Here is a 24,917-nt window from a genome sequence, read left to right as displayed (position 1 = left end):
ATTAGCGCATAAAACAAAGGAATGACGATGACGCTTTCGCCTCGAGTGGTTGCTGCCCGTGCTTTGTTCAAGCAACACCTCGATCTGTGTGATTGGTCTGCACTGACCCCCGGGCGCAGCCGGATCCTTGACGTCTTTCTGAGATTGGCGACCATCGAGGGGTACTCGGCCGTCACAATGAGAGCCCTTGCAAAGCAGGCAAACGTCAAGGCAGCGACAATCTATTTCCATTTCCCGGGTGGGCGAAGCGAGATCGTCGCACAATCGCTGCGGTGGCATTACACCAGTTGGGGTTATGCGATACTGGAAGCGATCGATCGATCCACGAGTGCCGAAGAATTCTGGGACGCGTTGGTTGGATCAGTAGCAAAGCAGCAGGTTTCGATCCCTGCAAGCGACTTGTGGGATCTTCTCGTCAGAATGGATCGAGCGGGTGGGTTCCTGGAACCGGAATTTCGCCACGAGATCGATCACTGGCTCGACCTTTGCTGCGATCTCTTTCAGGCGGGTGCCGAGGCGTTGGGATTTGAGGTGAGCCGCCGAAAAATTCGCGCTGTCATGTCCATGCTCGATGCATCAACAACATGGAGCAATTGGTCGGGCGATCCCGCGAGCCTGGACGCCGTCTGCAGCGAGGCTATCGGTTTGTCGCGCGCGATCCTGTCGGCTCTGCCGGTCGGGGACAGCGTCGCTGGCGCCTCGCCAAGGCGAAACGCCACCAACAGATAATGATGGGGCGCAGGCGCTGCGCACGACCGCTCAATTTGAAAGTTCTACAACCGCCTCGATTTCCACGGCCATACCGGAGGGAAGTGCGTGTGTGCCTGATGCCATGCGCGCATGGCTGCCTCTTGAAGCGAAGACATCGCAAAGCAAATCAGAAGCGGCATTCAAAACCTTGGCTTGATCCTCGAAATCCTCAGTGCACCGCACAAGACCGGCAATCCTGACGAAACGCTTGACGAGGTCGAAATCACCGTCACAGGCGTTTCGAACATGGCCGACAATGTTGAGTGCACAGAGGCGAGCTGCGTCTTCAGCCTGTTTTACGGTGACATCGCGTCCAACCACGCCCCTGCACGTCAACCGTCCGGCCAATCGCGGGCCCTGGCCGGCAACAAATACCAGCGAGCCCGCCTTTACGTAGGGCAGATAATTTCCCTGAGCCGGATTGACCATTGGAAGCTCCAGGCCGAGTTCGAGGAGCCGGCGATCAACAGAGTTCATCTAATGCGCCCCTATTTCAGCTGTCGCCAGTCGCCGCTGTCACCTTTCCAACCGGTTACACGACCGGCCAGTCGATCAAGCGTATTGTGCAAGGTGGTGACAAGGCCGGCCCATTCCGCAGCCGCAATACCGTCCACCGCCGGCTCGGGTCCCATGAACATGCCATCCACGCCGCCGAACGCCACGCATTGTTCAATGCATCTGCGCTCCAGCTCGCCGTCGTGAAAGATCGACGGCTTTTCGAGCAGCGCCGAAAGTGCTGCAATCAAGCCCGTCGCGCCCCAGTTCGACACGTTCGAGACGATCAAATGGTCGGCCGCCGTGGATGCCGCAACGCCTCCGCGCCCAGGATGGCCGCTATCCTTGGCTTTCGGCGAGAAGGTCTTCAGCTCTTCGGCGATAACGCCCATTCCGAGTTCATTGCCTCCGTCACCTATGGCCAGGAAGGGAATGTTTTGCGCCTTGGCGCGCAGGAAGAACTGGTCAAGATCCGCAACCATGCCATCGAGTGGCCGACCACCAAGACCGTGGTACAGTCCACGATCGTTTCTTCCCGGGCGCTCAATGGCTATGACCAAGGACGGTTTGGTAATGTCGAGCAATTCGTCAGTAATCGCTCGGCAGCCAGTTTCGTCCTTTGGAACACCGCGGATATAGACGGGTCGAACGAAGTCTATCGGCTTGATGATACCATCATGCGGGAAAGCAAGTGGCGCAAGTCCCGCCCCCCGGCATGTTCCGACGGTCATTTCCAGCCAATCGTTGTCGGTCAGGATGATGGTCTCGACGCCAAGCCCCAGGAAGAAGGCGCGCGCGAGCAGAGCGGCCCCGACCGGGCCGTCCGTTTCGGGCACTCCAGCTCCCTCCGGGAAGCCAGTCGCAATGACGATCGGGCCACGGTGACTGCGTACGCGCTCACAAATGATTTCTGCTCCCCGCATGCAGGCAGGGCCAGGCTGACGGCTTTGGAGTGCCTGGTAGATCCTTGCAATGAGACCGACGCCGGTGAGATCGAGTGTCATGAATTGCTCGATCGTTTGAGCGATATTCTTACCCTTTGCGCTTTGCAAATCGAGCATTTTGTATCCTTATTCAACCTTGTTCATTGACGAAGGCGGCAAATTTGTCGGGGTCGACATTGCCGCCGCTGATCAAGACGCCCAGGCACTTGCCTGCCGCGTCAACTTTACCTGCGAGAACGGCGGCGAGAGCCGTGGCGCCGCCAGGCTCCACCACGAGCTTCAGTTCCTGGAATGCGAAGCGAATAGCCTCTTTGACTTCCTCGTCGGTCACGGACAGGCCCTCTTTCAGATGGGCGCGGCAGATTGGCAGCGTCAGTTGCCCGGGAGCGGGGACGAGAAGGGCATCGCAGATCGAAGTGCCTTGCGCGGAGGCCTTCATCGCTTGGCCGGCGGCAAGCGAAATCGCCATCCCGTCGAAGTTCAGCGGCTCGACGCTATAAACTGACGCTTGAGGCATCAGGGTATGCAAGCCGCATGCGGCGCCCGACACCAATCCGCCTCCCGAGCAGGGAAACAACGCCGCATCAAGAACTTGGCCCATGTCCCGGACCTGCTCGGCCATTTCGGCACCGAGCGTTGCCTGCCCGGTGATGACAAACGGATCATCGTAGGGAGGAACGATAGTGGCGCCGGTCGCGGCCGCAATCTGTGCGCCGATCTCCTCTCTCACTTCCTTCGTCTTGTCATAAAGACGAACCGCAGCGCCATTCTTTCTGACGCCGTCGATCTTCGTTTTTGGCGCCTCCTGCGGCATCAGAACTGTTGCTTTGATACCGAGCTTTCGCGCGACGTAGGATATTGCCAGACCATGATTGCCCGACGACCACGCAACAATGCCGCCCTCGCGCTGCTCTTCATTAAGCTGAAGCGCTCGATTCAATGCGCCGCGAAGCTTGAAGGAACCAGACCGCTGCAAGTTTTCGGGCTTGAGAAAAACACGCCCTTTGACCATGCGATCCAGCGTCTCGCTGGTGAGAATTGGCGTGCGGATCGCGTATGGTGCGATCCGTCTTTGAGCCGCATCAATTTGTGCTTCAGTCGGTTCGAAATGGGTTACGGCCGCGCGGATGGTCACATCAAGCTCCTGCTTCATTTGCAAGATTGAAGCTCGCCTGATGCGATATGTGAAATTATATTATTGCATCATTTGGCATAACGAAATCGAATACTTCGTTTTTGAGGGTGGCGCCGCCGGCATGGGTCGCCGACGTCCGCTGCGCGATCCTTGCGAGATCGCCGAGGATTTCGCCGCCCACTCCGCGGGGATAGAAAGCGTAGAAGCTCAAGGGCGGAAGAGCGATATCCGTCGACAGGACCTGCAATTGGCCGTCATGTGCCGCTGATCGCAACGACCCCTCGGCGACCAGGGCGATCCCGATCCCGTCTAACGCCATTTTCTCGATCGTCGAAATCGATGAATTGGTAAATATCCGCGGCGGACGATCGGTATTGCGCAACAGCAAATCACGCAAATGCTCGTAGGGATACGTGTTACGGGGATAGGTCAGGATAGGAAAGGTGGCCGCATTGCTATAGGTCAGATGCCGTCCGGCGACGAGGCCAGGCATTGCATGGAAGTGGAGAGGAAAATCGTTCAATTTCAGATACGTGAAACCTTCTACAACGGATGGTCCAAGTGCTAGCGCCATGTCGATTTCGCCTTCCTGCAAGCTCCTTAGCATCGACGGCGTAACATCGACGGTGATATCGAAATCGATGCTCGGAAATTGGCGGGAGGATTGCTCTAGAAAGCGCGAAAGCCAGGTTTGAACGATGGTCTCCGACACGCCAAGGCGCACTCTTCGCTGCGTTTTTCTATTGAGTTGAAGATCGGCCTGCATGGCGGAAATTTGCCGCAAAATGAGTTCCGCGTGACCAAAGACAGCTCGTCCAACTGCCGTCAACGTTATCGGCTTGGTCGTTCTGTTGATGAGGGGTTCGCCGATCAACTCCTCCATCGCGCCAATGCGCTGCGAGATACCGGGCTGCGTCGTATTCAGCTTTTCAGCGGCACGAGAAAAGCTATGCAGGTGTCCCACCCAGTAAAAGACTTCCAAGCTTCGCAGACTAAACATCGATCGTTCCCATTGTGCTTGTCTACGATGTTATCGTTGACATTCGCCCGGATTACGCTTCTTAATCGCTAAAGGAAGATCACCTCGTGGTCGGGCATACAGTAATGTAAACGTTAACATCCTGGGCGTCAAAGGTATTGTGTCCGAAGAGGGCCGCAGACAGCGCCGGACGCAGAAACGTCAACCGAGAGGAATGCGAAATGAGCCTTGCAGTCGGAGTCATTGGCGCTGGAGTAATGGGGTCGGAACACGCCCGCATTCTGGCGGAGGACACGGTCGGGGCTCATCTCGCAGCCGTGTGTGACGCAGACCAAACAAGGGCGCTTGCGGCCGCGCGCGGAAATTGGGTCGCAACCGACCCTTTGGAAATGATCAGATCCGATCGCATCGACGCCGTACTCGTGGCGTCGCCGGACGCGACCCATGCAGGCCTTGTTCTTGCCTGCATCGAAGCGGGAAAACATGTGCTTTGCGAAAAGCCCCTCGCGATGACCGCAGCAGAGGCACGCGGGGTCGTCGAAGCTGAAATCGCCAACGGCAAACGTCTTGTACAGGTCGGCTACATGCGCCGCTTCGACCCGGCCTATATGGAGCTCAAGCGCCTGAAGGAAACGGGCACGATTGGAGCAACCACCATCCTGCACAACGTTCACCGTAACCCCGTCGTGCCGGAGTGGTTCAACGGCCCGATGTCAGTGACGAACGCGTTCGTCCATGAAATTGATGTCAGCCGCTGGCTCCTCGGTTCGGAACTTGTATCTGCGCGTGTACATTCGATGCCAGGAGGAGACCCGCTCCTCATCACGATGGAAACAGATCGAAATGAGATTATTTCGACCGAGGTATTCATGAACTGCCAGTACGGATACCATGTTCACGCTCAGCTCGTTGGTCGCCAGGGTACGATAGAAACGATCACCCCTGAGACAACGGCCCAAAACCTGTCGGGATCCAATCGAAGGGGCTACCCGAATAACTGGATCCCGCGCTTTCGAAACGCTTACACGATCCAACTGAACCAGTGGGTCAAAGCCGTTCGCGACGGGGCACCATGCCAGGGAGCGAGCGCATGGGATGGGTATGTCACGACCTTGATTGCAGAACAGATCGTTGCTGCCCTGGAAGATGACGGTTACGCCCGCTTCACCTCCGAAAAGCGTCCATCCTTTTATGACCGGTAGTCGGCGGGCAATCATCCGAACTGGAATATCGAGGCCCTTGCATGATCAGATACGCTGTCGTTGGTGCCGGCTGGATTACTCAAGAAGCGTTCTTGCCAGCAGTGCCGCAGACTGGGAACTCACGCGTGACCGCAATTGTTTCCGGTAACTTAAAGGGCGCGCGTCGGCTAGCGGAATTCCATCAGATCGAACAGGTGATCGACTACCGGGGCTTCGATGATCTGTTGAGGAGCGATAGTGTCGACGCCGTCTATATAGCGGTTCCAAACCCGATGCATGCCGACTTTGCGGTTCGCGCCGCTCGGGCAGGAAAACATGTGATGGTTGAAAAGCCGATTGCAACCTCCATCGAGCAAGCAAGGACGATGATAAAAGCGGCCCGCGGTCACGGCGTAATGCTGATGACGAGCTACCGGCTTCACAATGATGCTGCGACCGTGAATGCGTTGACAAGTCTTCGGTCTGGGAAAATCGGGACGCCGCTCTTTTTCTCAGCCTTGTTCGGGTTTCAATCGCAGATCGGAAATCACCGTTTAAAGGGCGAGCATTGGGGAGGGCCGTTGCAGGACATCGGGATTTACTGCATCAACGCGGCGCGACATGTTTTTGAGGCGGAGCCAGTCGAGGTTTTCGCCATGTCCGCCCGACCGACCGACGATCCACGGTTTGAAGAGGTCGATGCGAGCGTAGCGGTCACCATGAGGTTTCCGGAGGGAAGGCTGGCTGAGTTCTTTTGCAGCTTTGGCGCCTACGACGTCGATGCCTACCGGATCGTGGGGACCCACGGTGAACTGAGGGTGGAAAATGGCTTCCGATTTGAATCCGGGACACGGGTTGTTCTTGATACGAGATCCAACGTCGAGCACGTCTCGTTTGAAAGGTATGATCAGTTCGCAGGGCAGATCCATTATTTTTCCGACTGCATCATCAACGGGACGCGTCCCGAACCCGATGGCGAGGAAGGCTTGGCAGACCTAACCGTGCTACTGGCCATCGAACGCTCGCTTCAAACTGGAAGGCCGCAGAAAGTTCGCTCCTCGCCGCGCAAGCGCCATCCGGTGAGCGAGATGATACGAAAGATCCCGACCACCAATAAGAGGCTTCTGCTCTCGTAAGTGGATTATATGGGCTGTCTCAAGAGGGGTCGTTGACGATCTGCCCTTCGCCTGATCAAATGTTGGACAACACGCAATGGACGAACTGAACAGCGTCTGACATTTTTAAAGAGCACTGTGACATGACCAAGCCCCCCACTGTACGCGACGTCGCTCGCCTTTCGGGCGTATCCACGGCGACCGTCTCGCGTTATTTTGGCGGCAAGGCTGACGCGATCGCGCCCGACACCCTGGAGAGCGTGCGAAATGCCGCCGAGGCTCTGGGCTATACGCCCTCCGAAATTGGCCGGTCACTTCGTCTCGCTCGAAGCCGCGTCGTGGTCATGCTGGTACCAGATGCGACCAACCACTTTACCGCCGATGTCGCTGCATCCGTTGAGATGGCCCTCAAGGATCAAGGTCTTTCGATGGTCCTGGCGAACGCTTCGGAAGACGCTGCACAGCAGGACCGCCTGTTGACCGATGCACAAGGTCTTCGGGCGAGAGCTATTGTCGTTCAAGGTGCGATAGACACACCTCAGATTCGCGAGATGGTGGCACGGCAACATAATCTTATCTTCGTAAACCGCCGGCCGGCCGATGGGGTTGACGCACCCTATGTCGGAATTGACAATTATGCGGCCGGTTTGGCCGTCGGTCGCTACTTCGCCGATCGACGTTACGACAATTGCGTCGTTATCTCCGGTCCGCGTCAATATTCTGGCAGCAGCGAGCGCACCGAAGGTTTTCTTGACGGCCTGGGTCGAGAGACGCCGGTGCTCCATTTCGAAAGTCCCTTTACAATGGAGGGAGGCTACGAGGTCGGTCGGGCTCTACTTGTCGACCGCAGTCGCCGGTTTGCGATTTTCTGCGGCAACGACATGATCGCCTACGGCGTTCATCGCGCCGCTGTCGAGACCGGGATGCGGCTACCCGACGACGTCCTACTCTTCGGCTTCGATGACAACCGCCTGAATGAATGGCTTGCTCCCTGGCTGTCGACCGTGAAGGTGCCGGCATTCGACTTTGGGCCCGCCATCGCGAAATTGATTTGCGAGCCGCCAAAGGCGCCGGATCAACGCACGGACATCATCTTGCCCTTTCAGCTGAAGCTGCGTCAGTCTGCCTAGGACCTGCGGCCTTAGAGCAGGGTTTTTGTCCTTGGCATGAGTGCCGGGACTGGCGGCGCTGGCGCCGACTTTCGCTATGATGCAAACCGTTTCGGCGACACAGCCACTAGCCGGTGCACAATTCCAATGTAATCGTTGACATTGGGAAAATCCTCGTGTTGTATACGTTAACATTACAGTTTTTTGACGGGCCATGCGCAGGTTTGGTCCGGTGTAGCAGGTGCGGGATTGGATTTCCGGCCAAATGGAGGCTTTTGCGGTGAAGAAGTTGAACGTTGCGCTGATTGGAACAGGCTTTATGGGCAAGGCCCATTCGATCGCGACGGCGGTTGTGCCGATCCTGTTCGGCTCGCCCGTCGAGATTGAACGCAAGGTGGTCGTCGATATCGACGAGGAGTTGGCACAGAACGCTGCCAAACAGTATGGATTTACGGAATACGCAACCGACTGGCGCGAGGTCGTTTCGCGTCCCGACATCGACATCGTCGACATCTGCACGCCCAACAGCACGCATGCGCAGATCGCCATCGCGGCGGCCAAGGCCGGCAAGCACATCATGTGTGAAAAGCCGATGTCGATGACGGTTGCCGAGGCTGAAGAAATGCTGGCGGCGGCCAACGAAACCGGCGTGGTGACGATGGTATCGTACAACTACCGCCATACGCCGGCCCTGCAGATGGCCAAGAAGCTGATCGAAGAGGGACGCATTGGCGACATCCTGACGTTCCGTGGCTACTATCTGCAGGATTGGGGCGCTGACCCGGAAAAGCCGCTCTCCTGGCGCTTCAACAAGGCTCTGGCGGGTTCGGGTACGCTTGGTGATATCGGAACGCACGTGATCGATGCCGCGCGCCTTCTGGTCGGTGAGTTCGAGCAGGTCAACGCAATCGTCAAGACCTTCATCCCGGAGCGGCCGCTGCCGGCGGGCCGCTTCTTTGGTCCGAGCGGGGCTGCGTCCACGGAGAAGGGCAAGGTCGACGTCGACGATACCGCGCTGACGATGATCAAGTTCTCGAACGGCGCTCACGGCACCATCGAGGTGACCCGCAACTCCTGGGGCCATCACAATCAGCTGGGCTTTGAGATCCACGGCACCCGCGGCTCCATCGCTTTCGACTACCAGCGTCTCAACGAGCTGCGCGTCGCGTTTGCCAACGATCCGGCCGACGCGTTCGGCTTCCGTACGATCTATTCCGGGCCGAACCAGCCCTTTGGCGACAAGCTGTGGCCAGTGGCCGGCATGGGGCAGGGCTACATCGATATCAAGTCGATCGAATGGTACAACTTCCTCAAGGCCATTGCCGAAAACAAGCCGGCTTCGCCGGACTTCAAGGACGGGGTGCAGATCGAACGCATTGCCGAAGCCATTCTCGTCTCGGGTGAGACCGGTGCCTGGGAAACCATCAAGCAGACGGCTGGCTGAGGAGACGTTCGATGACAATCAAGCTTGCAATGCACACCTGGCCGTATGCAAGCAACCCGACGTGGTTGCCGGCCTACACGCTCGAAGAAACCATCAAGCGCGTCAAGAAGATCGGTTATGACGCGATCGAGATCGGTGCGGCCAGTCCGCATGTCTTCCCGCCGACGCTGAGTGCGCAGCGCCGCCAGGACATCGGCAAGATGCTCAAGGATTATGGCCTGGAGCTGGCGGCAATGCTGCCAGCCCACGGCGGCGGGCCTGGCAACAACGTTGCCTCGCCGATCCCGGAAGAGCGTCGCTGGGCGATCGACCACTACAAGGACATGGTGAAGCTGACCGCCGACTGGGGCGGCAAGCGGCTGATCTGCCTGCCTGGCTGGTATATCTTCGGCACAACCTACCGCCAGGCATGGGATTGGGCCAAGCAGGCCATCGGCGAGATTGCGCGCTTTGCTCAGGACTTCGGCGTCGAGATCGTGATCGAGCCGACCCCGGAAGACAGCAATATCGTCAATACCTGCGACAACACCATCGACATGATGAAGGACGTCGGCGAGCCCAACGTTCGGCTGATGTTCGACAGCCATCACGTCATCACCGAAAAAGAGGTGATGAGCGACTACGTCTATGCCATGGGCAAGGACCTCGTCCATATCCATGCCTCCGACAATGATCGCTTGCCACCCGGCATGGGCAGGGGTGACTTCCCGGCGCTCATCGAGGCGCTGGCGCAGACCGGCTTCGATGGCTACCTGTCGATGGAATGCGGCTTCCACAAGCGTGGCATCGAGCCCGACTGGGTCGCCCGCGTCTCCCTGGAATACCTCAAGCCGCTCGTCGATGCAGCCAATGCAAAGGCCAACGCCGCTAAACTATAGCGACACAAACAACGCTATGTAATCGTTAACACCGCACGCATTTTCAAGAATGAGGCGAAATGACCAAACCTCCTACGATCCGTGACGTGGCAAGACTGTCGGGTGTCTCGACAGCGACCGTATCACGTTATTTTTCCGGGAAGGCCGACGCCATTTCGCCTCGTACGCTGGAAAGCGTGCGTCATGCCGCCAAGGTGCTCGGCTACACACCATCCGAGATCGGCCGATCGCTTCGGCTGGCCCAAAGCCGTGTTGTCGTCATGCTGGTACCCGATGCGACAAACCATTTTACGGCTGACATTGCGGTGTCTGTGGAGAGCGCCCTCAAAGGGGTCGGCCTTTCCATGGTGCTTGCCAACACAGGTGAAAACGCGGCCCAACAAGACCGACTGCTGGCTGATGCGCAAGGCCTTCGTGCAAGGGCGATTGTCCTCCAAGGTGCAATCGACACGCCGAAACTGAGGGAATTGGTCGCCCAGCAGGGCAACTTGATCTTTGTCAATCGACGTCCGGCCAAGGGGATGAATGCACCCTATGTCGGGATCGACAACTTTCAGGCAGGGCTGGCGGTCGGGCGCTATTTCGTCGAGCGCGGGTACAGGAATTGCGTCGCCATCCACGGACCACGCCACTACTCCGGGAGCACCGCGAGACTGGATGGATTTCTTTCCGGAATCGGCGACACGACATCCGTCATGCAATTCGAAAGCGCTTACACGATGCAGGCGGGATACGAGCACGCCTGTCGTTTACTCGACGGTGCGCGACAAAAGTATAGCGTGTTCTGCGCCAACGACATGATCGCATACGGTTTTTACCGTGCAGCCATCGAGCGTAACCTTCGCGTCCCCGATGATCTGGTCATTTTCGGTTTTGATGACAACCGCCTCAATGAATGGCTGGCGCCGTGGCTGACAACGGTGAAGGTTCCAGCACTCGACTTTGGACCCGCGATCGCCGAATTGCTCGAAACCCCAAGGGCGGACCAACAGCACGATCGCAGCATCATTTTGCCATTTGAGCTCAAGGTTCGGCAATCGGCTTGAACCAGAGGCGTCCTCAAGCGGACGAGGACGTTCCGGATCATTGGTGGGTGCTACCGGACACCCGACTAAAGCAAGGGGAATGAAAATGAAGCGAATGACTGTTTGGACTGCGGCAATCACACTTCTGGCTTCCACCGCCTTTGCCGGCGACATCGGTGTATCCATCTCGCATAGCGACTCCAACCTCGCGGTACTTGTTCAAGGTATGAAGGACGAAGCTGCCAAGGTGAAACAGCCACTCCAGATCGAATTCGCTGAGGGCGACGTCAACAAGCAACTGTCCCAGGTCCAGAATTTCATCGCCGCAAAGGTTGACGCAATCATCGTCAACACGGTGGAAACGTCGGCGACGCCGACGATGACGAAGATGGCCGCGGACGCAGGCATTCCGCTGGTATACGTCAACAACACGCCGAGCGATGTGCACGAACTCGGTCCCAAGGCAGCATTTGTCGGTTCGGACGAAAAGGTGGCGGGCACGCTGGAGGCGCAGGAGGTCTGCCGTGTCCTCAAGGAACGCGGAAAGACCGATGATGCCGGGATCTTGATCATCCAGGGCGTTCTGGCGAATGAAACGGCGGTCTTGCGCAGCCAGGCGGTCCACGAGGTGGCCGCGACGTCCGAGTGCAATTTCATGAAAATCATCGACGAACAATCCGCAAACTGGGATCCGGTCAAGGCTCAGGATCTGGTAACGAACTGGATTACAGCTGGTTACAAGCCCGCTGCGATCATCTCCAACAACGACGAGATGGCGATTGGCGCGATCAACTCCGTGAAGGCAGCAGGCATTGATGCCAAGGATGTCGTCATCGCCGGCGTCGATGCGACCAAGGAAGCCATGCACTACATGCAAAATGGCGACCTCCAGGTCACTGTCTTCCAGGATGCCATCGGCCAGGGAGCCGGCTCCGTCACGGTCGCCATGAAGCTTGCCAAGGGCGAGAAGGTCGAGTCGCCGCTGTGGATCCCCTACGAACTGGTCAACCCGGCCAACGTCGAAAAGTACCTCGCGAAGAACTAGTCGCAGACCAACCGACAGGGGCGCCGCAAGTGCTCCCCTGTCGGGCGTAGAAGATCGGTCATGGAAAGGCTTGCCAAATGGAAACAATCTCTCCCTCAACTATCAAGGCCGTACGAGAGAGTGGGGCAATTCCGAAAGTCGAATACCTCCTGGAGGTGGAAAATGTCCGTAAGGAGTTCGCCGGGAACGTAGCGCTCGACAACGTGTCGTTTCGATTGCGGCGCGGGACCGTACACGCCTTGATGGGCGAAAATGGCGCCGGCAAGTCCACACTGATGAAAATCATCGCGGGGATCTACACACCCGACGGGGGCGAATTTTATCTAAACACGCTTCCGATCAAACTTCGCAGCCCTCTGGATGCGCTCGACAATGGCATTGCAATGATCCATCAGGAACTCAACTTGATGAATCACATGACGATCGCGGAAAATATCTGGATTCGTCGCGAGCCGAAGAACCGGCTCGGCCTGGTCGACCACCAGGAACTGCGCACCCGGACCTATAAGCTCTTCAAGGAACTCGGTATCGATCTCGATCCCGACGAGATGGTCGGGCAGCTTACTGTCGCCAGCCGCCAGATGGTCGAGATTGCGAAGGCTGTCTCATACCAGTCGGACGTGCTCATCATGGACGAACCGACGTCCGCTCTGACCGAACGTGAGGTCGAACACCTTTTCCGGATCATCAGGACGCTGAGAGAGCAAGGGAAAGGGATCATCTACATCACGCACAAAATGAACGAGCTCTTTGAAATCGCGGACGAAGTGTCCATTTTCCGCGATGGCAAGCACATCGCTACCAAACCGTCGAAGGAACTGACCCGTGATGAGGTTATCCGAATGATGGTTGGGCGAGAAATCTCCCAGATGTTTCCGAAGGTCGAGTCAAAGATTGGCGACGTCGTGCTCAGCGTCCGGAATCTCGGCTTGAAGGGTGTGTTTGAAGACGTCTCGTTTGATCTGCGTTCCGGGGAAATATTGGGGATCGCGGGCCTCGTAGGGGCGGGTCGTTCCAACATTGCCGAGACGATCTTCGGCGTCACCCCGGCCACCTCGGGAACGATTGCGATCGACGGAAAGGAGATCAAGGTCAGTTCGCCAAGTATCGCCATGGAAAACGGAATGGCGTTCCTGACGGAGGACCGTAAGGAGTCAGGCTGTTTCCTGCTCCTCGACATCCAGCAAAACATGCAGTTGGCAGCCCTTCACGGCGGTTACGTGAAGAACGGCTTCGTGCAGCAGAAGCGCCTTTCCGAAGAATGCGAGGAGATGACAAAGTCCTTGCGCGTCAAGACCCCCAGTATGAACGAAAAGATCCTCAATCTTTCTGGCGGCAACCAGCAGAAGGTGCTGATCGGGCGTTGGCTGCTGACGAAACCGCGCGTGCTCATTCTCGATGAGCCGACGCGCGGAATTGACGTCGGCGCCAAGGCGGAAATCCATCGCATGATTTCCACGCTTGCGGCCGAAGGTGTTGCCGTCATCATGATCTCTTCCGAGCTTCCCGAGATCCTCGGAATGAGCGATCGGATCGTAACGGTGCGCCAGGGGCGACTGGCCGGTATCCTCGACCGGGCGGAGGCCGATCAGGTCAAGATCATGGAGCTCGCGGCACAATGACGTCGTCCTCTGGAGCCGCGGTTGTGGCGGAAAAGCGAGTTTTGAAGCGCAGGTTCAAGAGCGAGATGTCGATGGCCGTTGTGCTTGTCGGCATCGCTCTGATCTTCGAAGTCCTTGGATGGGTTTTTGTTGGCACGTCGTTCCTCGGCAACGAGCAGCGCCTGTCGATCATCATCCTTCAGGTGTCGGTGACGGGCATCCTGGCCGTCGGTGTGACGCATGTCATCATCACCGGCGGTATCGATCTGGCATCCGGCTCGGTGGTCGGCCTGTCGGCGATGGTCGCCGCCTCCCTGGCTCAAAGTTCGACGGATGTGCGGGCGCTCTATCCGGCGCTGACCGACCTTTTCCCGCTCTGGCCGATCATGGCAGGGCTTCTCGTCGGCCTGGTCACCGGCTGGATCAGCGGTGTCTTGATTGCCAAGACCGGCATTCCGCCGTTCATCGCAACGCTCGGCATGATGGTCTGTGCCCGAGGTGCTGCCAAGTGGTATACGCTTGGCCAGCCGATCGGGCTGCTGACGCCGCAATTCACCTGGCTTGGCAAGAGCTACCTCATCCTTGGCTTTCCGGTGCCCTTGCCGGTGCTGATCTTTCTTGCCGTCGCGATCCTGTCCCATATCGCCTTGGGCTACACCCGTTATGGCAAGTATACCTATGCGATCGGATCAAACCCCCAGGCCGCCCGCGTCTCCGGCATCGACATCGGCTCGCATCTCATCAAGGTCTATGTCGTCGCAGGTGTCCTTTCCGGCCTCGCCGGTGTCGTCACCGCAGCACGCGCCGCCTCCGCGCAGCCCACCATGGGCACCGCCTATGAGCTCGACGCCATCGCCGCCGCGGTCATCGGTGGAACCTCCCTGGCCGGCGGCTCCGGCCGCATAACCGGCACCCTGATCGGCACCATCATCCTCGGCGTCATCACATCCGGATTCACCTTCCTGAAGATCGGCTCCTATTACCAGGAGATCATAAAGGGAGCCATCATCGTCCTCGCCGTCGTCATCGATCAATACAGACGATCAAGACAGGCGCGGGGTTGAGATTTTCCAAGCAAGAATGCTGAGGGATGAATTACACTCAGCAGTCCGTCCCATGAACGTGAACTGGCAGGCGACAGAATGGCAAGCATCGACCTCAACAGTGATCTCGGAGAAAGCTTTGGCCCTTGGGCCATGGGCGACGACGCCTCGATTTTAGAGATCGTCACCAGCGCCAATATCGCCTGCGGCTTTCATGCGGGTGATCCGGCTGGTATCCTCAGTGTCTTGCGCAAGGCAGCCGAGCGCAACGTCGCGGTTGGGGCACACGTCGGATACAGAGACCTCGTCGGGTTCGGCCGCCGCAACATGGACCCTTCAAGCGCCGAGCTCATTGGCGATACGATCTACCAGATTGGCGCCTTGCAGGGTCTCGCGAAGGCCGCTGGTACTGCGGTTCGCCATGTCAAGCCGCATGGCGCCTTGTACAATACGATCGCCCATGACAGCCGCCAGGCATCCGATGTCATTTCGGCGATACTTGCGATCGATCCTTCACTGATCCTGGTGGCGCTTGCGGGCACGCCGCTGGTCGAGCAGGCCCGCGCGGCCGGACTGACTGTGGTTTGCGAGGCATTTGCCGATCGCGCCTACAATCGAGACGGAAGTCTCGTCAGCCGCAGGCTGCCCGGTGCAGTCATTCACGACAGCGATGCGGTGTGCGAGCGCATGCTGCGTTTGGTTCACGAGGGACGCATTACCGCCGTCGATGGAACCGACATCGCTATCGAGGCACAGTCGATCTGCATACATGGAGACAGCCCGGATGCCGTCGCGCTGGCGCGCTCGGTCCGGGCCGCACTGTCTGCAAGCCACGTTGAGCTGCGGTCCTTCACCCATGGGATAAGCCGAGATGAGTGAGACCTTGCGCTTTCTGCCGTCGGGCGACGACGCCTTTCTCGTTGAGCTGGAGAGCCTCGAAAAGACGCTGACCTTGCTTGACGCGCTTTTGGCCGATCGGCCGGACGGGGTTCGAGAACTCATACCGGCTGCCCGCACGTTGATGGTCCAGTTCGATCCGCTGACGACGAACCCTCAGCGTTTGGCGGCGGCGATTGCGCGTATTGATCTGTCTACCGACACGGTGCGCAAGGGCCAAACCTTCGATATCCCGATGACCTACGACGGCGAGGATCTGAAAGATGTCGCCGAAATACTCGGATGGACCATCGACGAGGTGATCAGGCGACATTCGCAAGCAACCTTCACCGTCGCCTTCACCGGGTTTGCGCCGGGCTTTGCCTATATGACATGCGACGATGTCGGCTTTGACGTCCCTCGCCGCACGACACCGAGAGTGAGGATCCCAGCGGGTTCCGTTGCCCTCGCAGGCAAGTTCGGCGGCATCTACCCTTCAGATAGCCCAGGCGGGTGGCAACTATTGGGTCGCACGCCTTTGGCAGTCTGGGACACGACGCGTCCCCGCGCGGCTCTGCTGGCGCCAGGTGACCGGGTGCGCTTCGTCGACATGGCAAAGTCGCCGGTGGCGATCGCGAGCGGAAGGCCACCAGCGGCGAAATCTTCGAAACGGGCAGCAGCACACGGTCTCCAAGTCGTGCGAACCGATCGTCCGGCCCTTTTTCAGGACCTCGGTAGAGGCGGCGCTGCGGACCAGGGCGTCTCAGCGTCTGGAGCCATGGATCGCAGGAGCTTGCAGGATGCCAATCTTGCAGTTGGAAATGCTTGGAACGAAGGAGCGATAGAAGTCGCATTCGGGTGTTTCACTCTTAGGACCGATCATCGTGTAACCGTCGCCGTTACCGGCGCAACCTGCCCGCTTACGATCCGGTCGCCCAACGGAAAGCAAATACAGGCGCCATTCGGCACGGCTTTCGCCCTCGATGAAGGCGACGAACTGGAACTCGGTTTTCCAAAAGAAGGAACGCGCAGCTATTTGGCGATCCGTGGCGGGTTTGCGGTCGAACCGGTGCTTGGCTCCGTGTCCACCGACACGCTTGCCAAGGTCGGTCCTCCTCCAATCGTTGAGGGGGACATACTCGTTTCGGCCAACCGGCAAGCAGCGGCTGTCCCGGCCACGGGGGCCGCAGCGGGGCGTCTGCCGGCTGGTGCGGATGTCGTGACCCTCGATGTGGTGCTCGGCCCACGTACCGATTGGTTCACGCGCCAAGGTCTCGACACGCTGCTGTCGCAAGAGTGGCTGGTAACGCCAGAATCCAGCCGCGTCGGCGTTCGTCTTTCCGGGCCGGACGCGATCGAGAGGCGGGACGGGGCCGAACTACAGTCGGAGGGTACATCGCTCGGCGCAATCCAGGTGCCGCATAGCGGCCAGCCCGTCCTCTTCCTAGCCGACCATCCGCTGACTGGAGGCTACCCGGTTATCGCAGTGGTTGCTCGCCATCATCTCGATCTTGCTGGCCAAGTTCCGATCGGCGCGCGCATCAGATTCAAGCTATTCGATCCGGTTGTCAGGAACATCGACCAATGAAAAAGATTCTTATCGCAAATCGCGGCGAGATTGCCATCCGTGTTGCTCGAGCAGCGCGCGACTATGGCGTCAAGTCGGTGGCAATCTATTCCGATGCCGACGCCAATTCACTTCATGTCGAGGCCGCCGATGAAGCCTTCGGGCTCGGCGCGGGTCGACCAGGCGAAACCTATCTCAATATCCAGAAGATCCTGGACATCGCCTTGAGAGCCAAGGCAGATGCCATTCATCCCGGATACGGCTTTTTGTCCGAGCGCGCGGAGTTCGCTCAAGCTGTTATCGATGCCGGTCTTATCTGGATTGGGCCGAAGCCCGACGTCATCACGGCCCTTGGAGACAAGGTTGAGGCGCGCCGCATCGCAGCGAAAGTTGGCGCGCCTCTTGTCAGGGGGTCAGACGGCCCGCTGGCATCGGCCGCGGATGCTGTAGCATTCGCAAAGCAGGTCGGAATGCCAATCGCCATCAAGGCCGCATTTGGCGGGGGCGGGCGCGGCATGAAGGTCGCGAGGCACTTAGAAGAGGTCGGCGAATTCTTCGATTCGGCTGTTCGCGAGGCAACGGAAGCATTCGGACGAGGCGAGTGCTATGCAGAACAGTTTCTGGACAAGCCGCGTCATATCGAGGCGCAGATCATCGCCGATGCCCATGGCAACACCGTGGTGCTGGGCACACGTGACTGCTCCTTGCAACGACGCAATCAAAAGCTTGTCGAGGAGGCGCCGGCACCGTTCATCACCGATGACCAACGAAGGCGAATACACGACGCCGCCCGCGCAATATGCGTTGAAGCCGGCTATACTGGCGCGGGGACCGTCGAGTTCCTGTTGTCCCAGGACGGTGTCATCTCGTTCCTTGAGGTCAATACCCGGCTGCAGGTCGAGCACCCAGTCACGGAAGAAACGACTGGTGTCGACATTGTTGTTGAACAACTTCGCATCGCCGATGGCCTGCCACTGTCGATCAGGGACACGCCGGAGCCACGTGGCCACGCATTCGAATTCCGCATCAATGCCGAGGATCCTGGCCGCGGCTTTCTGCCGACACCCGGGCTGATTACACGTTTCAGGGCACCTACTGGTCCTGGCATTCGCCTCGATACTGGCGTCGAAACGGGCTCGGAAATCCCAGGTCTCTACGACTCGATGATGGCAAAACTAATCGTCACCGGCAACAGCCGGGAAGAGGCGCTAAGGCGCGCCAGGCGTGCGCTTTTGGAGTTTCGCATCGAGGGCGTCGCCTCAGTTCTGCCCTTTCATCGCGCGGTCCTGGAAGAACGCGACTTTACCGCCGAGGACGGATTCAAGGTCTTCACCAATTGGATCGAGACACAGTTCCGTGGGATTGAGCCTTCTCAGCGCGTCGACTTTGTCGAAACGGGTGTCATTCGCAGCTTCGTCGAGATCGACGGGAAGCGACACTCCCTGGTAATACCGGCTGCGCTGTTTTCCGGCCTCGCGATCTCACCCGAGACGCCGACGGCTCCGATGTCGGCGGCAGGAGAGGGGGCAATCGTCGCGCCGGTGCCCGGAACCCTTCAGAAGTGGCTGGTCGATGATGGCGCGCAAGTGGGCGAGGGTGATGCTGTCGCAATCATCGAAGCAATGAAAATGGAAACGCGCATTGCTGCCCCGAAGGCGGGCCGCATTAGCATCAAGGCTTCCAAGGGGACAGTTGTTGGCCTCGGGGCCGAGCTTGCCTCAATCGACTAGCCTTGCCGGGAAAGCGGGTCTCAATGGTTACTGTTTTCGACATTGCCGGCTCTGACGCCAAGCGTGTGCGGCATCCGGAAAAGGCGCATCGCCCGGACACGGAAGTCATGCGCAAGCCGGATTGGATCCGCGTCAAGGCGCCGACCTCCAAGGGATACGCGGAGACGCGCTCGATCGTGAAGGAGCACAAGCTCGTCACCGTCTGCGAGGAAGCGGGCTGCCCCAACATCGGCGAGTGCTGGGACAAGAAGCACGCGACCTTCATGATCATGGGCGAGATCTGTACCCGCGCCTGCGCCTTCTGCAATGTTGCGACCGGCAAGCCGAACGCGCTCGATATGGCGGAGCCCGAGAACGTCGCCAAGGCCGTCAAGCAGATGGGCCTCAGCCACGTAGTCATTACATCAGTCGACCGTGACGATCTGGAAGACGGTGGTGCCGAACATTTCGAGAAGGTGATCTGGGCGATCCGCGCAGCATCGCCGACGACCACCATCGAGATCCTGACGCCTGACTTCCTAAAGAAGCCGGGTGCCCTGGAGCGCGTCGTTGCCGCCAAGCCCGACGTCTTCAATCACAATATGGAGACAGTCGCAGGCAACTACCTGACGGTTCGCCCCGGCGCTCGCTATTTCCACTCCATCCGCCTGCTGCAGCGGGTGAAGGAAATGGACCCTACCATGTTCACCAAATCGGGCATCATGGTCGGCCTCGGCGAAGAACGAAACGAAGTGTTGCAGCTGATGGACGACCTGCGAACCGCCGACGTCGACTTCCTGACGATCGGCCAGTACCTGCAGCCGACCCGCAAGCACCACGCGGTGATGAGCTTCGTCACCCCGGACGAGTTCAAGTCCTACGAAACGGTAGCCTACACCAAAGGCTTCCTGATGGTGGCTTCGAGCCCGCTGACCCGTTCGTCGCACCATGCCGGCGACGACTTCGCCAAGCTGAAACTGGCGCGTTCAAGAAACCTGCTTCAGCGATCCGAAGGTCTTGCAAAAGACCGCTGACACGCGAGCCACCGATCGAGCCATGCAACGAGGTCCGGCAAGGACCGGAGAAGCAAACCAGATGTCAACGATTACAATGCCCATTCCCGATGCTCGGATATTGGCCCGCTCGTCTCAGATCATTGCCAGTCTGGAGACGGCTCTTCCGCAGGGCACTGTAATTTGGGATCCGGAAGAAACCCGAGCATACGAATGCGACGCACTGACGGCCTATAGCTGTCCTCCGCTTGCAGTTGTGCTGCCAAGAACCACCGAAGAGGTCGCCACGGCGATGCGCATCTGTCATCACGAGCGTGTTCCCGTCGTGCCTCGTGGAGCAGGGACCTCGCTCGCAGGTGGAGCTCTACCGACCGCCGACTGTATCGTGATCAGCACGATCCGGTTGCGTGAGGTGCTTGAAGTGGACACGACAAATCGCTTCATCCGGGTCCAAACCGGCGTTACCAACCTAGCCGTGAGTGCTGAACTGGAGGCTGACGGATTCTTTTACGCCCCCGACCCGTCGTCTCAACTCGCCTGTACCATTGCGGGCAACATCGCGATGAACTCGGGCGGCGCTCATTGCCTCAAGTATGGCGTCACCACCAACAATCTCATGGGCTTGCGAATGGTCCTGACGAGCGGCGAGATCGTGGACGTCGGCGGCCCTTTGCTTGGTGCGTCGGGCCTCGATCTCCTTGGTCTCCTGTGCGGCTCGGAAGGCCAGCTTGCCATCGTCACAGAGGCGACGCTCAAGATCGTTCCCAGGCCCGAAGGCGCACGGCCGATGTTGATCGGATTCGACAGCGCGGAAGTAGCCGGTGAATGCGTGGCACGCATCATTCGCTCTGGCCTGCTACCTGTCGCGATCGAGTATATGGATGATGTGTGCCTGCGAGCGGTCGAGGCGTTTGCCAAGGCCGGTTACCCCCAGTGCGCAGCTCTTCTGATCGTCGAGGTGGAGGGTTCGGAAGACGAAATCTCGAGCCAGATTGAAGCGATCCGATCGATCGCTGTCGAGCTGGATCCGGTTGAGTTTCGTAGCAGTCGAAACGCCGATGAAGCATTGGCGATATGGAAGGGTCGAAAGGCCGCATTTGGCGCAATGGGCCGACTTGGCGACTACCTTTGCCTGGACGGGACCGTTCCGGTGTCTCAGCTTCCCTACACTCTTAAGCGTATCGGTGAACTTTCCAAAGAGTATGGCCTGGAAGTTGCCAATGTCTTCCACGCCGGGGATGGCAATATGCATCCGCTGATCTTGTTTAATGCGAATGCCCCCGGCGACCTGGAGCGAGCGGAGCAATTTGGCGCCGATATCCTTCGCCTTTGTGTCGACGTGGGCGGTTGCCTGAGCGGCGAGCACGGCGTCGGCATCGAGAAGCGCGACCTGATGACGAAGCAGTATTCGCCGACCGATATGGCCATTCAGATGGAGATTAAAGACGTCTTTGATCCCGCCTGGTTGCTCAATCCTGCAAAGGTATTCCCACTGGAGACAAGTCAGCCCCACCGCGAAAAGGCAAAGAAGCGATGAGCAATGCCGCTGATCTCACGCCAGATGTTGCCTCACCGTCAAGTGAGACCGAAATGGCGGAATATATCGCCGACCGTCACGAAGCATCGACTCCACTGCAAGTGATAGGGGGCGGCACCCGTCTGATGACGTCGTATTCTGGAAGCGGCGCCCAAAGGCTCTCGACCCGGGGCCTGAATGGCGTCGTCACATACGAGCCTGGCGCATTGACCTTAGTCGTTCGCACCGGAACCGCAATCGAAGAAATCGAAAAGCTGCTTGCTACCGAGGGGCAGGCGCTGGCGTTCGAGCCGATGGATCATCGGACGCTTATGGGGACCTCTGGCTCACCGACGATTGGCGGTGTCGTTGCCTGCAATATCTCGGGGCCGCGGCGAACCTTGGTCGGCGCCTGCCGCGACCACCTCCTGGGCGTCCGTTTTGTCGACGGGCGCGGCCGCATCGTTAAGAATGGTGGAAGGGTCATGAAGAACGTGACCGGTCTGGACGTCAGCAAGCTTCTTTGCGGATCATACGGAACGCTCGGCGTTCTGACCGAGGTCGCTCTGAAAACTCTGCCGGTTGCCGAGACTGAGGAAACCCTGGCCTTCAAGAACGTCTCCTTGGACGAAGCAAGTCGTATCTTCGCTACGGCTCTTTCGACGCCTTTCGAGGTGTCAGGCGCGGCCTTCGTATCAGGTACCGCCTGGTTGCGGATCGAAGGTTTTTCGCGACAGGTTGCCTATAGACGCGAGCGTTTGTTGAGTGTTTTTCGCCAGAGTGAAATCGATGTCGAAGACGTGACCGCAAGCAGGCGTCTGTGGCGCGACCTGCGCGATCTTCGCCACTTTGCTCATTCTGATCTTCCTGTGTGGCGCATCCTGGTAAAGCCGACGGACGCACCGACGGTTGCCTCTGCTTTGGAGGCGCTTGGCGGTTCGGCATCGCTCGATTGGGGAGGGGGGCTGATCTGGTATGCTGGCGAGGCATCGTCTGAGGATATCCGACGAGTGTCCCACCCTGGACAAGCCTGGCTGGTACGAAAAGGTGCTGCATCGGGCATCAAGGTTTTCCCGAGAGAATCTGAATCGGTTTCCCGCCTCTCTTGCGCGTTGCGCAAGACCTTTGATCCGGCAGGTATCCTCAATCCCGGGCTGATGGATAGTTAGCAATGCAGACGAACTTCTCAGACACGCAACTCGCCGACCCTTCGATGCGCCGGTCTAACGACATTCTCCGTTCCTGCGTCCATTGTGGCTTTTGCACGGCAACGTGCCCGACCTATAAGGTCCTGGGCGACGAACTGGACAGCCCTCGCGGGAGAATTTATCTCATCAAGGATATGCTGGAGAACAACAAGACGCCCGATGAAAAGACGGTAAAGCATATCGATCGCTGCCTGAGTTGTCTGAGCTGCATGACGACCTGCCCATCTGGCGTACATTATATGCATCTGATTGATCACGCCCGTGCCTATGTCGAAGAGAATTACCGACGGCCGTGGGATGAACGGGTGTTGCGCTGGCTGCTGGCCCAACTCCTTCCATATCCGTCACGGTTTCGTTGGGCCTTGCGCGGTGCCAAGCTCTTGCGTCCATTCCGCCGCATGGTTCCGGATATCCGCCTTGGCGCCATGTTGGAGATGGCGCCGGATTTCATTCCGCGACCAAGCCCCAATGACAGGCCCCAGACCATTCCAGCCATGGGCCCGCGCCGCAAAAGGGTCGCGCTGCTTGCCGGGTGCGCCCAACGCGCGCTCAACACCGATATAAATGATGCAACCATCAGGCTTTTGTCACGCCACGGCTGTGACGTGGTCATCCCAAAGGGCGTCGGCTGCTGTGGGGCGCTTACTCACCATATGGGCAGAACCGATGACAGCCACGCGATGGCGGCCGCCAATATCGTCGCTTTGACTCGAGAGATCGAAGGTGCTGGAATTGATGCCGTCGTCATCAATACCTCCGGATGCGGCACCACCGTGAAAGACTACGGTCACATGTTTTTGAACACGCCGATGGCGGATGATGCCGCGCGCGTTGCCGCCCTTGCCAAGGACATCACCGAAGTCATGACAGAGATTGGTGGGTTGCAAGAGGCCGTCTTTGCAGAGCCCTTGCGCGTTGCCTACCATGCCGCGTGCTCGCTGCAGCATGGTCAGCAGATACGCTCGCAGCCGAAAGAACTGCTCAAAAGTGCGGGCTTTGAGGTGCTTGAGCCTAAAGACGCGCACATCTGCTGCGGCTCGGCCGGCACCTATAATTTGATGCAGCCGGAAATATCGAAGCAACTGAAATCTAAAAAGGTAACCTCGATCGAGGTCGTGCGCCCTGACGTCATCAGCGCCGGCAATATCGGCTGCATGATGCAGATTGGGTCCGGAACGAACCTGCCAGTTGTTCATACCGCCGAGTTACTCGATTGGGCAACCGGCGGGCCAAAGCCTCGGGCGCTTGACAGGGCGCGGGGATAGGGGCACGACACTTTCATCGCCATTAGGCGATTTACGAAGCGCCCAACCTTTTTGACACCGTGTCGGCCGCTTCAGCAACTCTCCGACCGATCCAATCGATTTTTCTGTCCGGCATCCGATGGGTCGGACCGGACACTGAAATACCGGCAACTGCTTCGCCATGCACGTTGAGCACCGGCGCGGCGACGCAACGCATGCCGGTTGTACGTTCCTCGTCATCCAACGCATAGCCACGTTCTCGCGTCAGGATCAACTCCTCCTTCAGTTGCCCGATCGTCCGTATGGTGTTGGCCGTGAAGCGCTCGAGGCTTGGGCCTTTCAAGGTGGCGGTGAGCCGATCTTCGTCGTAGGAGGAAAGCAAAGCCTTGCCAATGCCAGAGGCATGCAAGGGCGAAAGCGTGCCGGGCGGGAAAAAGGCACGAATGGACTCGTGTGTTTCGACCTGGCTGACAAAGAGGACGTTTCCATTCTTCTCGATCCCGAGGTTTGAGGTCTCGCCAGTCTCCAGCATCAATTCACGCATGACTGGCCGGCTCCGTTCGACCACATTGGTACGCCGAAGGAAGGCCGCACCGAGGCGGTAGGCCTGCGGTCCGATATGCCAGATTTGGCCATCCGGGCTTATCTCGACATAGTCGCGGCGCTCCAGCGTCGTAAGGACACGATGCATCGTGGCTGTCGACTGGCTTAAGTGGGTAGCCAATTCTGACAGCGTCAGCCCTTCGGGCGAAGCAAGCGCCTCCAAGACGTCGAACGCTCGATCCAAAGACTGAATGACGGTCTGCGACTGCGGCTCGTTAAATCCCTTCGGGCGGCCCCGTCGACGCACAGCAACCTTCATGTTTGACCTCCGCCAAATCAAAAAACCCTTTCTGAGAAAGTGCAATGAAAAATAATTCTGCACAATGAAAAAATATATCATTATGAATATAAAGGCTTATTTTCATTTCATATTCATTTTGAAAAACGGTTTCAAAAAAATATACGGGATGAAAGCATCATGGTAGTAAAGACGAAAT

The 24,917-nt window shown here is 58.4% G+C and carries 22 protein-coding genes; 17 read left to right on the top strand and 5 right to left on the bottom strand.

The window, feature by feature from the left end; all coding sequences use genetic code 11:
• Positions 1 to 27 precede the first annotated feature (27 nt).
• Positions 28 to 729: a TetR/AcrR family transcriptional regulator gene (locus NBG89_RS31275; RefSeq protein WP_431324791.1), complete on the top strand. Its 702-nt coding sequence runs from the start codon at positions 28 to 30 to the stop codon at positions 727 to 729.
• A 30-nt stretch (positions 730 to 759) separates the two neighbouring features.
• On the opposite strand, the gene NBG89_RS31270 is transcribed toward NBG89_RS31275, so the two are convergent.
• Genes NBG89_RS31270 through NBG89_RS31255 form a run of 4 tightly spaced genes read right to left on the bottom strand, consistent with a single transcriptional unit; the run spans position 760 to position 4,324 of the window.
• On the bottom strand, positions 760 to 1,227 hold the full coding sequence (locus NBG89_RS31270) for a RidA family protein (RefSeq protein ID WP_431324790.1): 468 nt from the start codon (positions 1,225 to 1,227) through the stop codon (positions 760 to 762).
• Between the two features lie 11 nt (positions 1,228 to 1,238).
• Positions 1,239 to 2,306, bottom strand: coding sequence for a DUF4392 domain-containing protein (locus NBG89_RS31265; protein WP_431324789.1), 1,068 nt, complete (start codon positions 2,304 to 2,306; stop codon positions 1,239 to 1,241).
• A 13-nt stretch (positions 2,307 to 2,319) separates the two neighbouring features.
• Positions 2,320 to 3,324, bottom strand: a complete 1,005-nt coding sequence (locus NBG89_RS31260; RefSeq protein WP_431324788.1) for a threonine ammonia-lyase — start codon at positions 3,322 to 3,324, stop codon at positions 2,320 to 2,322.
• A gap of 55 nt (positions 3,325 to 3,379) precedes the next feature.
• Entirely contained in the window at positions 3,380 to 4,324 is a 945-nt protein-coding gene (locus NBG89_RS31255; protein WP_431324787.1) for a LysR family transcriptional regulator, read from the bottom strand.
• Positions 4,325 to 4,524: 200 nt separating this feature from the next.
• On the opposite strand from NBG89_RS31255, the gene NBG89_RS31250 reads away from it, so the two are divergent.
• The 16 genes from NBG89_RS31250 (at position 4,525) to glcF (ending at position 23,898) form a co-directional block, all read left to right on the top strand.
• Entirely contained in the window at positions 4,525 to 5,505 is a 981-nt protein-coding gene (locus tag NBG89_RS31250; protein ID WP_431324786.1) for a Gfo/Idh/MocA family oxidoreductase, read from the top strand.
• A 41-nt stretch (positions 5,506 to 5,546) separates the two neighbouring features.
• A complete protein-coding gene (locus tag NBG89_RS31245) occupies positions 5,547 to 6,620 on the top strand; it encodes a Gfo/Idh/MocA family protein (RefSeq protein ID WP_431324785.1) in 1,074 nt (357 codons plus the stop codon).
• Between the two features lie 122 nt (positions 6,621 to 6,742).
• Positions 6,743 to 7,729: a LacI family DNA-binding transcriptional regulator gene (locus NBG89_RS31240; protein ID WP_431324784.1), complete on the top strand. Its 987-nt coding sequence runs from the start codon at positions 6,743 to 6,745 to the stop codon at positions 7,727 to 7,729.
• Between the two features lie 259 nt (positions 7,730 to 7,988).
• A complete protein-coding gene (locus NBG89_RS31235; protein ID WP_431324783.1) occupies positions 7,989 to 9,152 on the top strand; it encodes a Gfo/Idh/MocA family protein in 1,164 nt (387 codons plus the stop codon).
• Positions 9,153 to 9,163: 11 nt separating this feature from the next.
• On the top strand, positions 9,164 to 10,030 hold the full coding sequence (locus NBG89_RS31230) for a sugar phosphate isomerase/epimerase family protein (RefSeq protein ID WP_431324782.1): 867 nt from the start codon (positions 9,164 to 9,166) through the stop codon (positions 10,028 to 10,030).
• 59 nt (positions 10,031 to 10,089) lie between these two features.
• Entirely contained in the window at positions 10,090 to 11,076 is a 987-nt protein-coding gene (locus NBG89_RS31225; RefSeq protein ID WP_431324781.1) for a LacI family DNA-binding transcriptional regulator, read from the top strand.
• Between the two features lie 85 nt (positions 11,077 to 11,161).
• The gene (locus NBG89_RS31220) at positions 11,162 to 12,100 is read left to right on the top strand and encodes a substrate-binding domain-containing protein (RefSeq protein ID WP_431324780.1); all 939 of its coding nucleotides are present in this window, start codon (positions 11,162 to 11,164) and stop codon (positions 12,098 to 12,100) included.
• A 77-nt stretch (positions 12,101 to 12,177) separates the two neighbouring features.
• Positions 12,178 to 13,722 (top strand): sugar ABC transporter ATP-binding protein, encoded by a 1,545-nt coding sequence (locus NBG89_RS31215; RefSeq protein ID WP_431324779.1) that lies wholly within the window; start codon positions 12,178 to 12,180, stop codon positions 13,720 to 13,722.
• Positions 13,719 to 14,765 (top strand): ABC transporter permease, encoded by a 1,047-nt coding sequence (locus NBG89_RS31210; RefSeq protein ID WP_431324778.1) that lies wholly within the window; start codon positions 13,719 to 13,721, stop codon positions 14,763 to 14,765. The genes NBG89_RS31215 and NBG89_RS31210 overlap by 4 nt, the downstream gene beginning before the upstream one ends.
• Positions 14,766 to 14,843: 78 nt before the next feature.
• The gene (locus NBG89_RS31205; RefSeq protein WP_431324777.1) at positions 14,844 to 15,623 is read left to right on the top strand and encodes a LamB/YcsF family protein; all 780 of its coding nucleotides are present in this window, start codon (positions 14,844 to 14,846) and stop codon (positions 15,621 to 15,623) included.
• Complete coding sequence (locus NBG89_RS31200) at positions 15,616 to 17,208, top strand: 5-oxoprolinase/urea amidolyase family protein (RefSeq protein ID WP_431324776.1); 1,593 nt, start codon at positions 15,616 to 15,618, stop codon at positions 17,206 to 17,208. The genes NBG89_RS31205 and NBG89_RS31200 overlap by 8 nt, the downstream gene beginning before the upstream one ends.
• Complete coding sequence (locus NBG89_RS31195; RefSeq protein WP_431324775.1) at positions 17,205 to 18,917, top strand: acetyl/propionyl/methylcrotonyl-CoA carboxylase subunit alpha; 1,713 nt, start codon at positions 17,205 to 17,207, stop codon at positions 18,915 to 18,917. The genes NBG89_RS31200 and NBG89_RS31195 overlap by 4 nt, the downstream gene beginning before the upstream one ends.
• A 23-nt stretch (positions 18,918 to 18,940) precedes the next feature.
• Positions 18,941 to 19,930 (top strand): lipoyl synthase, encoded by a 990-nt coding sequence (gene lipA / locus NBG89_RS31190; protein WP_431324774.1) that lies wholly within the window; start codon positions 18,941 to 18,943, stop codon positions 19,928 to 19,930.
• Between the two features lie 61 nt (positions 19,931 to 19,991).
• Positions 19,992 to 21,446: an FAD-binding oxidoreductase gene (locus tag NBG89_RS31185; RefSeq protein WP_431324773.1), complete on the top strand. Its 1,455-nt coding sequence runs from the start codon at positions 19,992 to 19,994 to the stop codon at positions 21,444 to 21,446.
• A complete protein-coding gene (locus NBG89_RS31180; protein WP_431324772.1) occupies positions 21,443 to 22,594 on the top strand; it encodes an FAD-binding protein in 1,152 nt (383 codons plus the stop codon). Before NBG89_RS31185 ends, NBG89_RS31180 begins: the two co-directional genes overlap by 4 nt.
• Positions 22,595 to 22,596: 2 nt before the next feature.
• The gene (glcF, locus tag NBG89_RS31175) at positions 22,597 to 23,898 is read left to right on the top strand and encodes a glycolate oxidase subunit GlcF (protein ID WP_431324771.1); all 1,302 of its coding nucleotides are present in this window, start codon (positions 22,597 to 22,599) and stop codon (positions 23,896 to 23,898) included.
• 31 nt (positions 23,899 to 23,929) lie between these two features.
• Here glcF and bhcR read toward each other — a convergent pair whose 3' ends face one another.
• Positions 23,930 to 24,739, bottom strand: coding sequence for an HTH-type transcriptional regulator BhcR (bhcR, locus tag NBG89_RS31170; protein WP_431324770.1), 810 nt, complete (start codon positions 24,737 to 24,739; stop codon positions 23,930 to 23,932).
• Between the last annotated feature and the right edge of the window lie 178 nt (positions 24,740 to 24,917).

Origin of the sequence: Rhizobium sp. YTU87027, assembly GCF_050644135.1 — a bacterium.
GTDB lineage: Bacteria > Pseudomonadota > Alphaproteobacteria > Rhizobiales > Rhizobiaceae > Rhizobium.
This window is presented reverse-complemented; position numbering and strand designations above follow the sequence as displayed.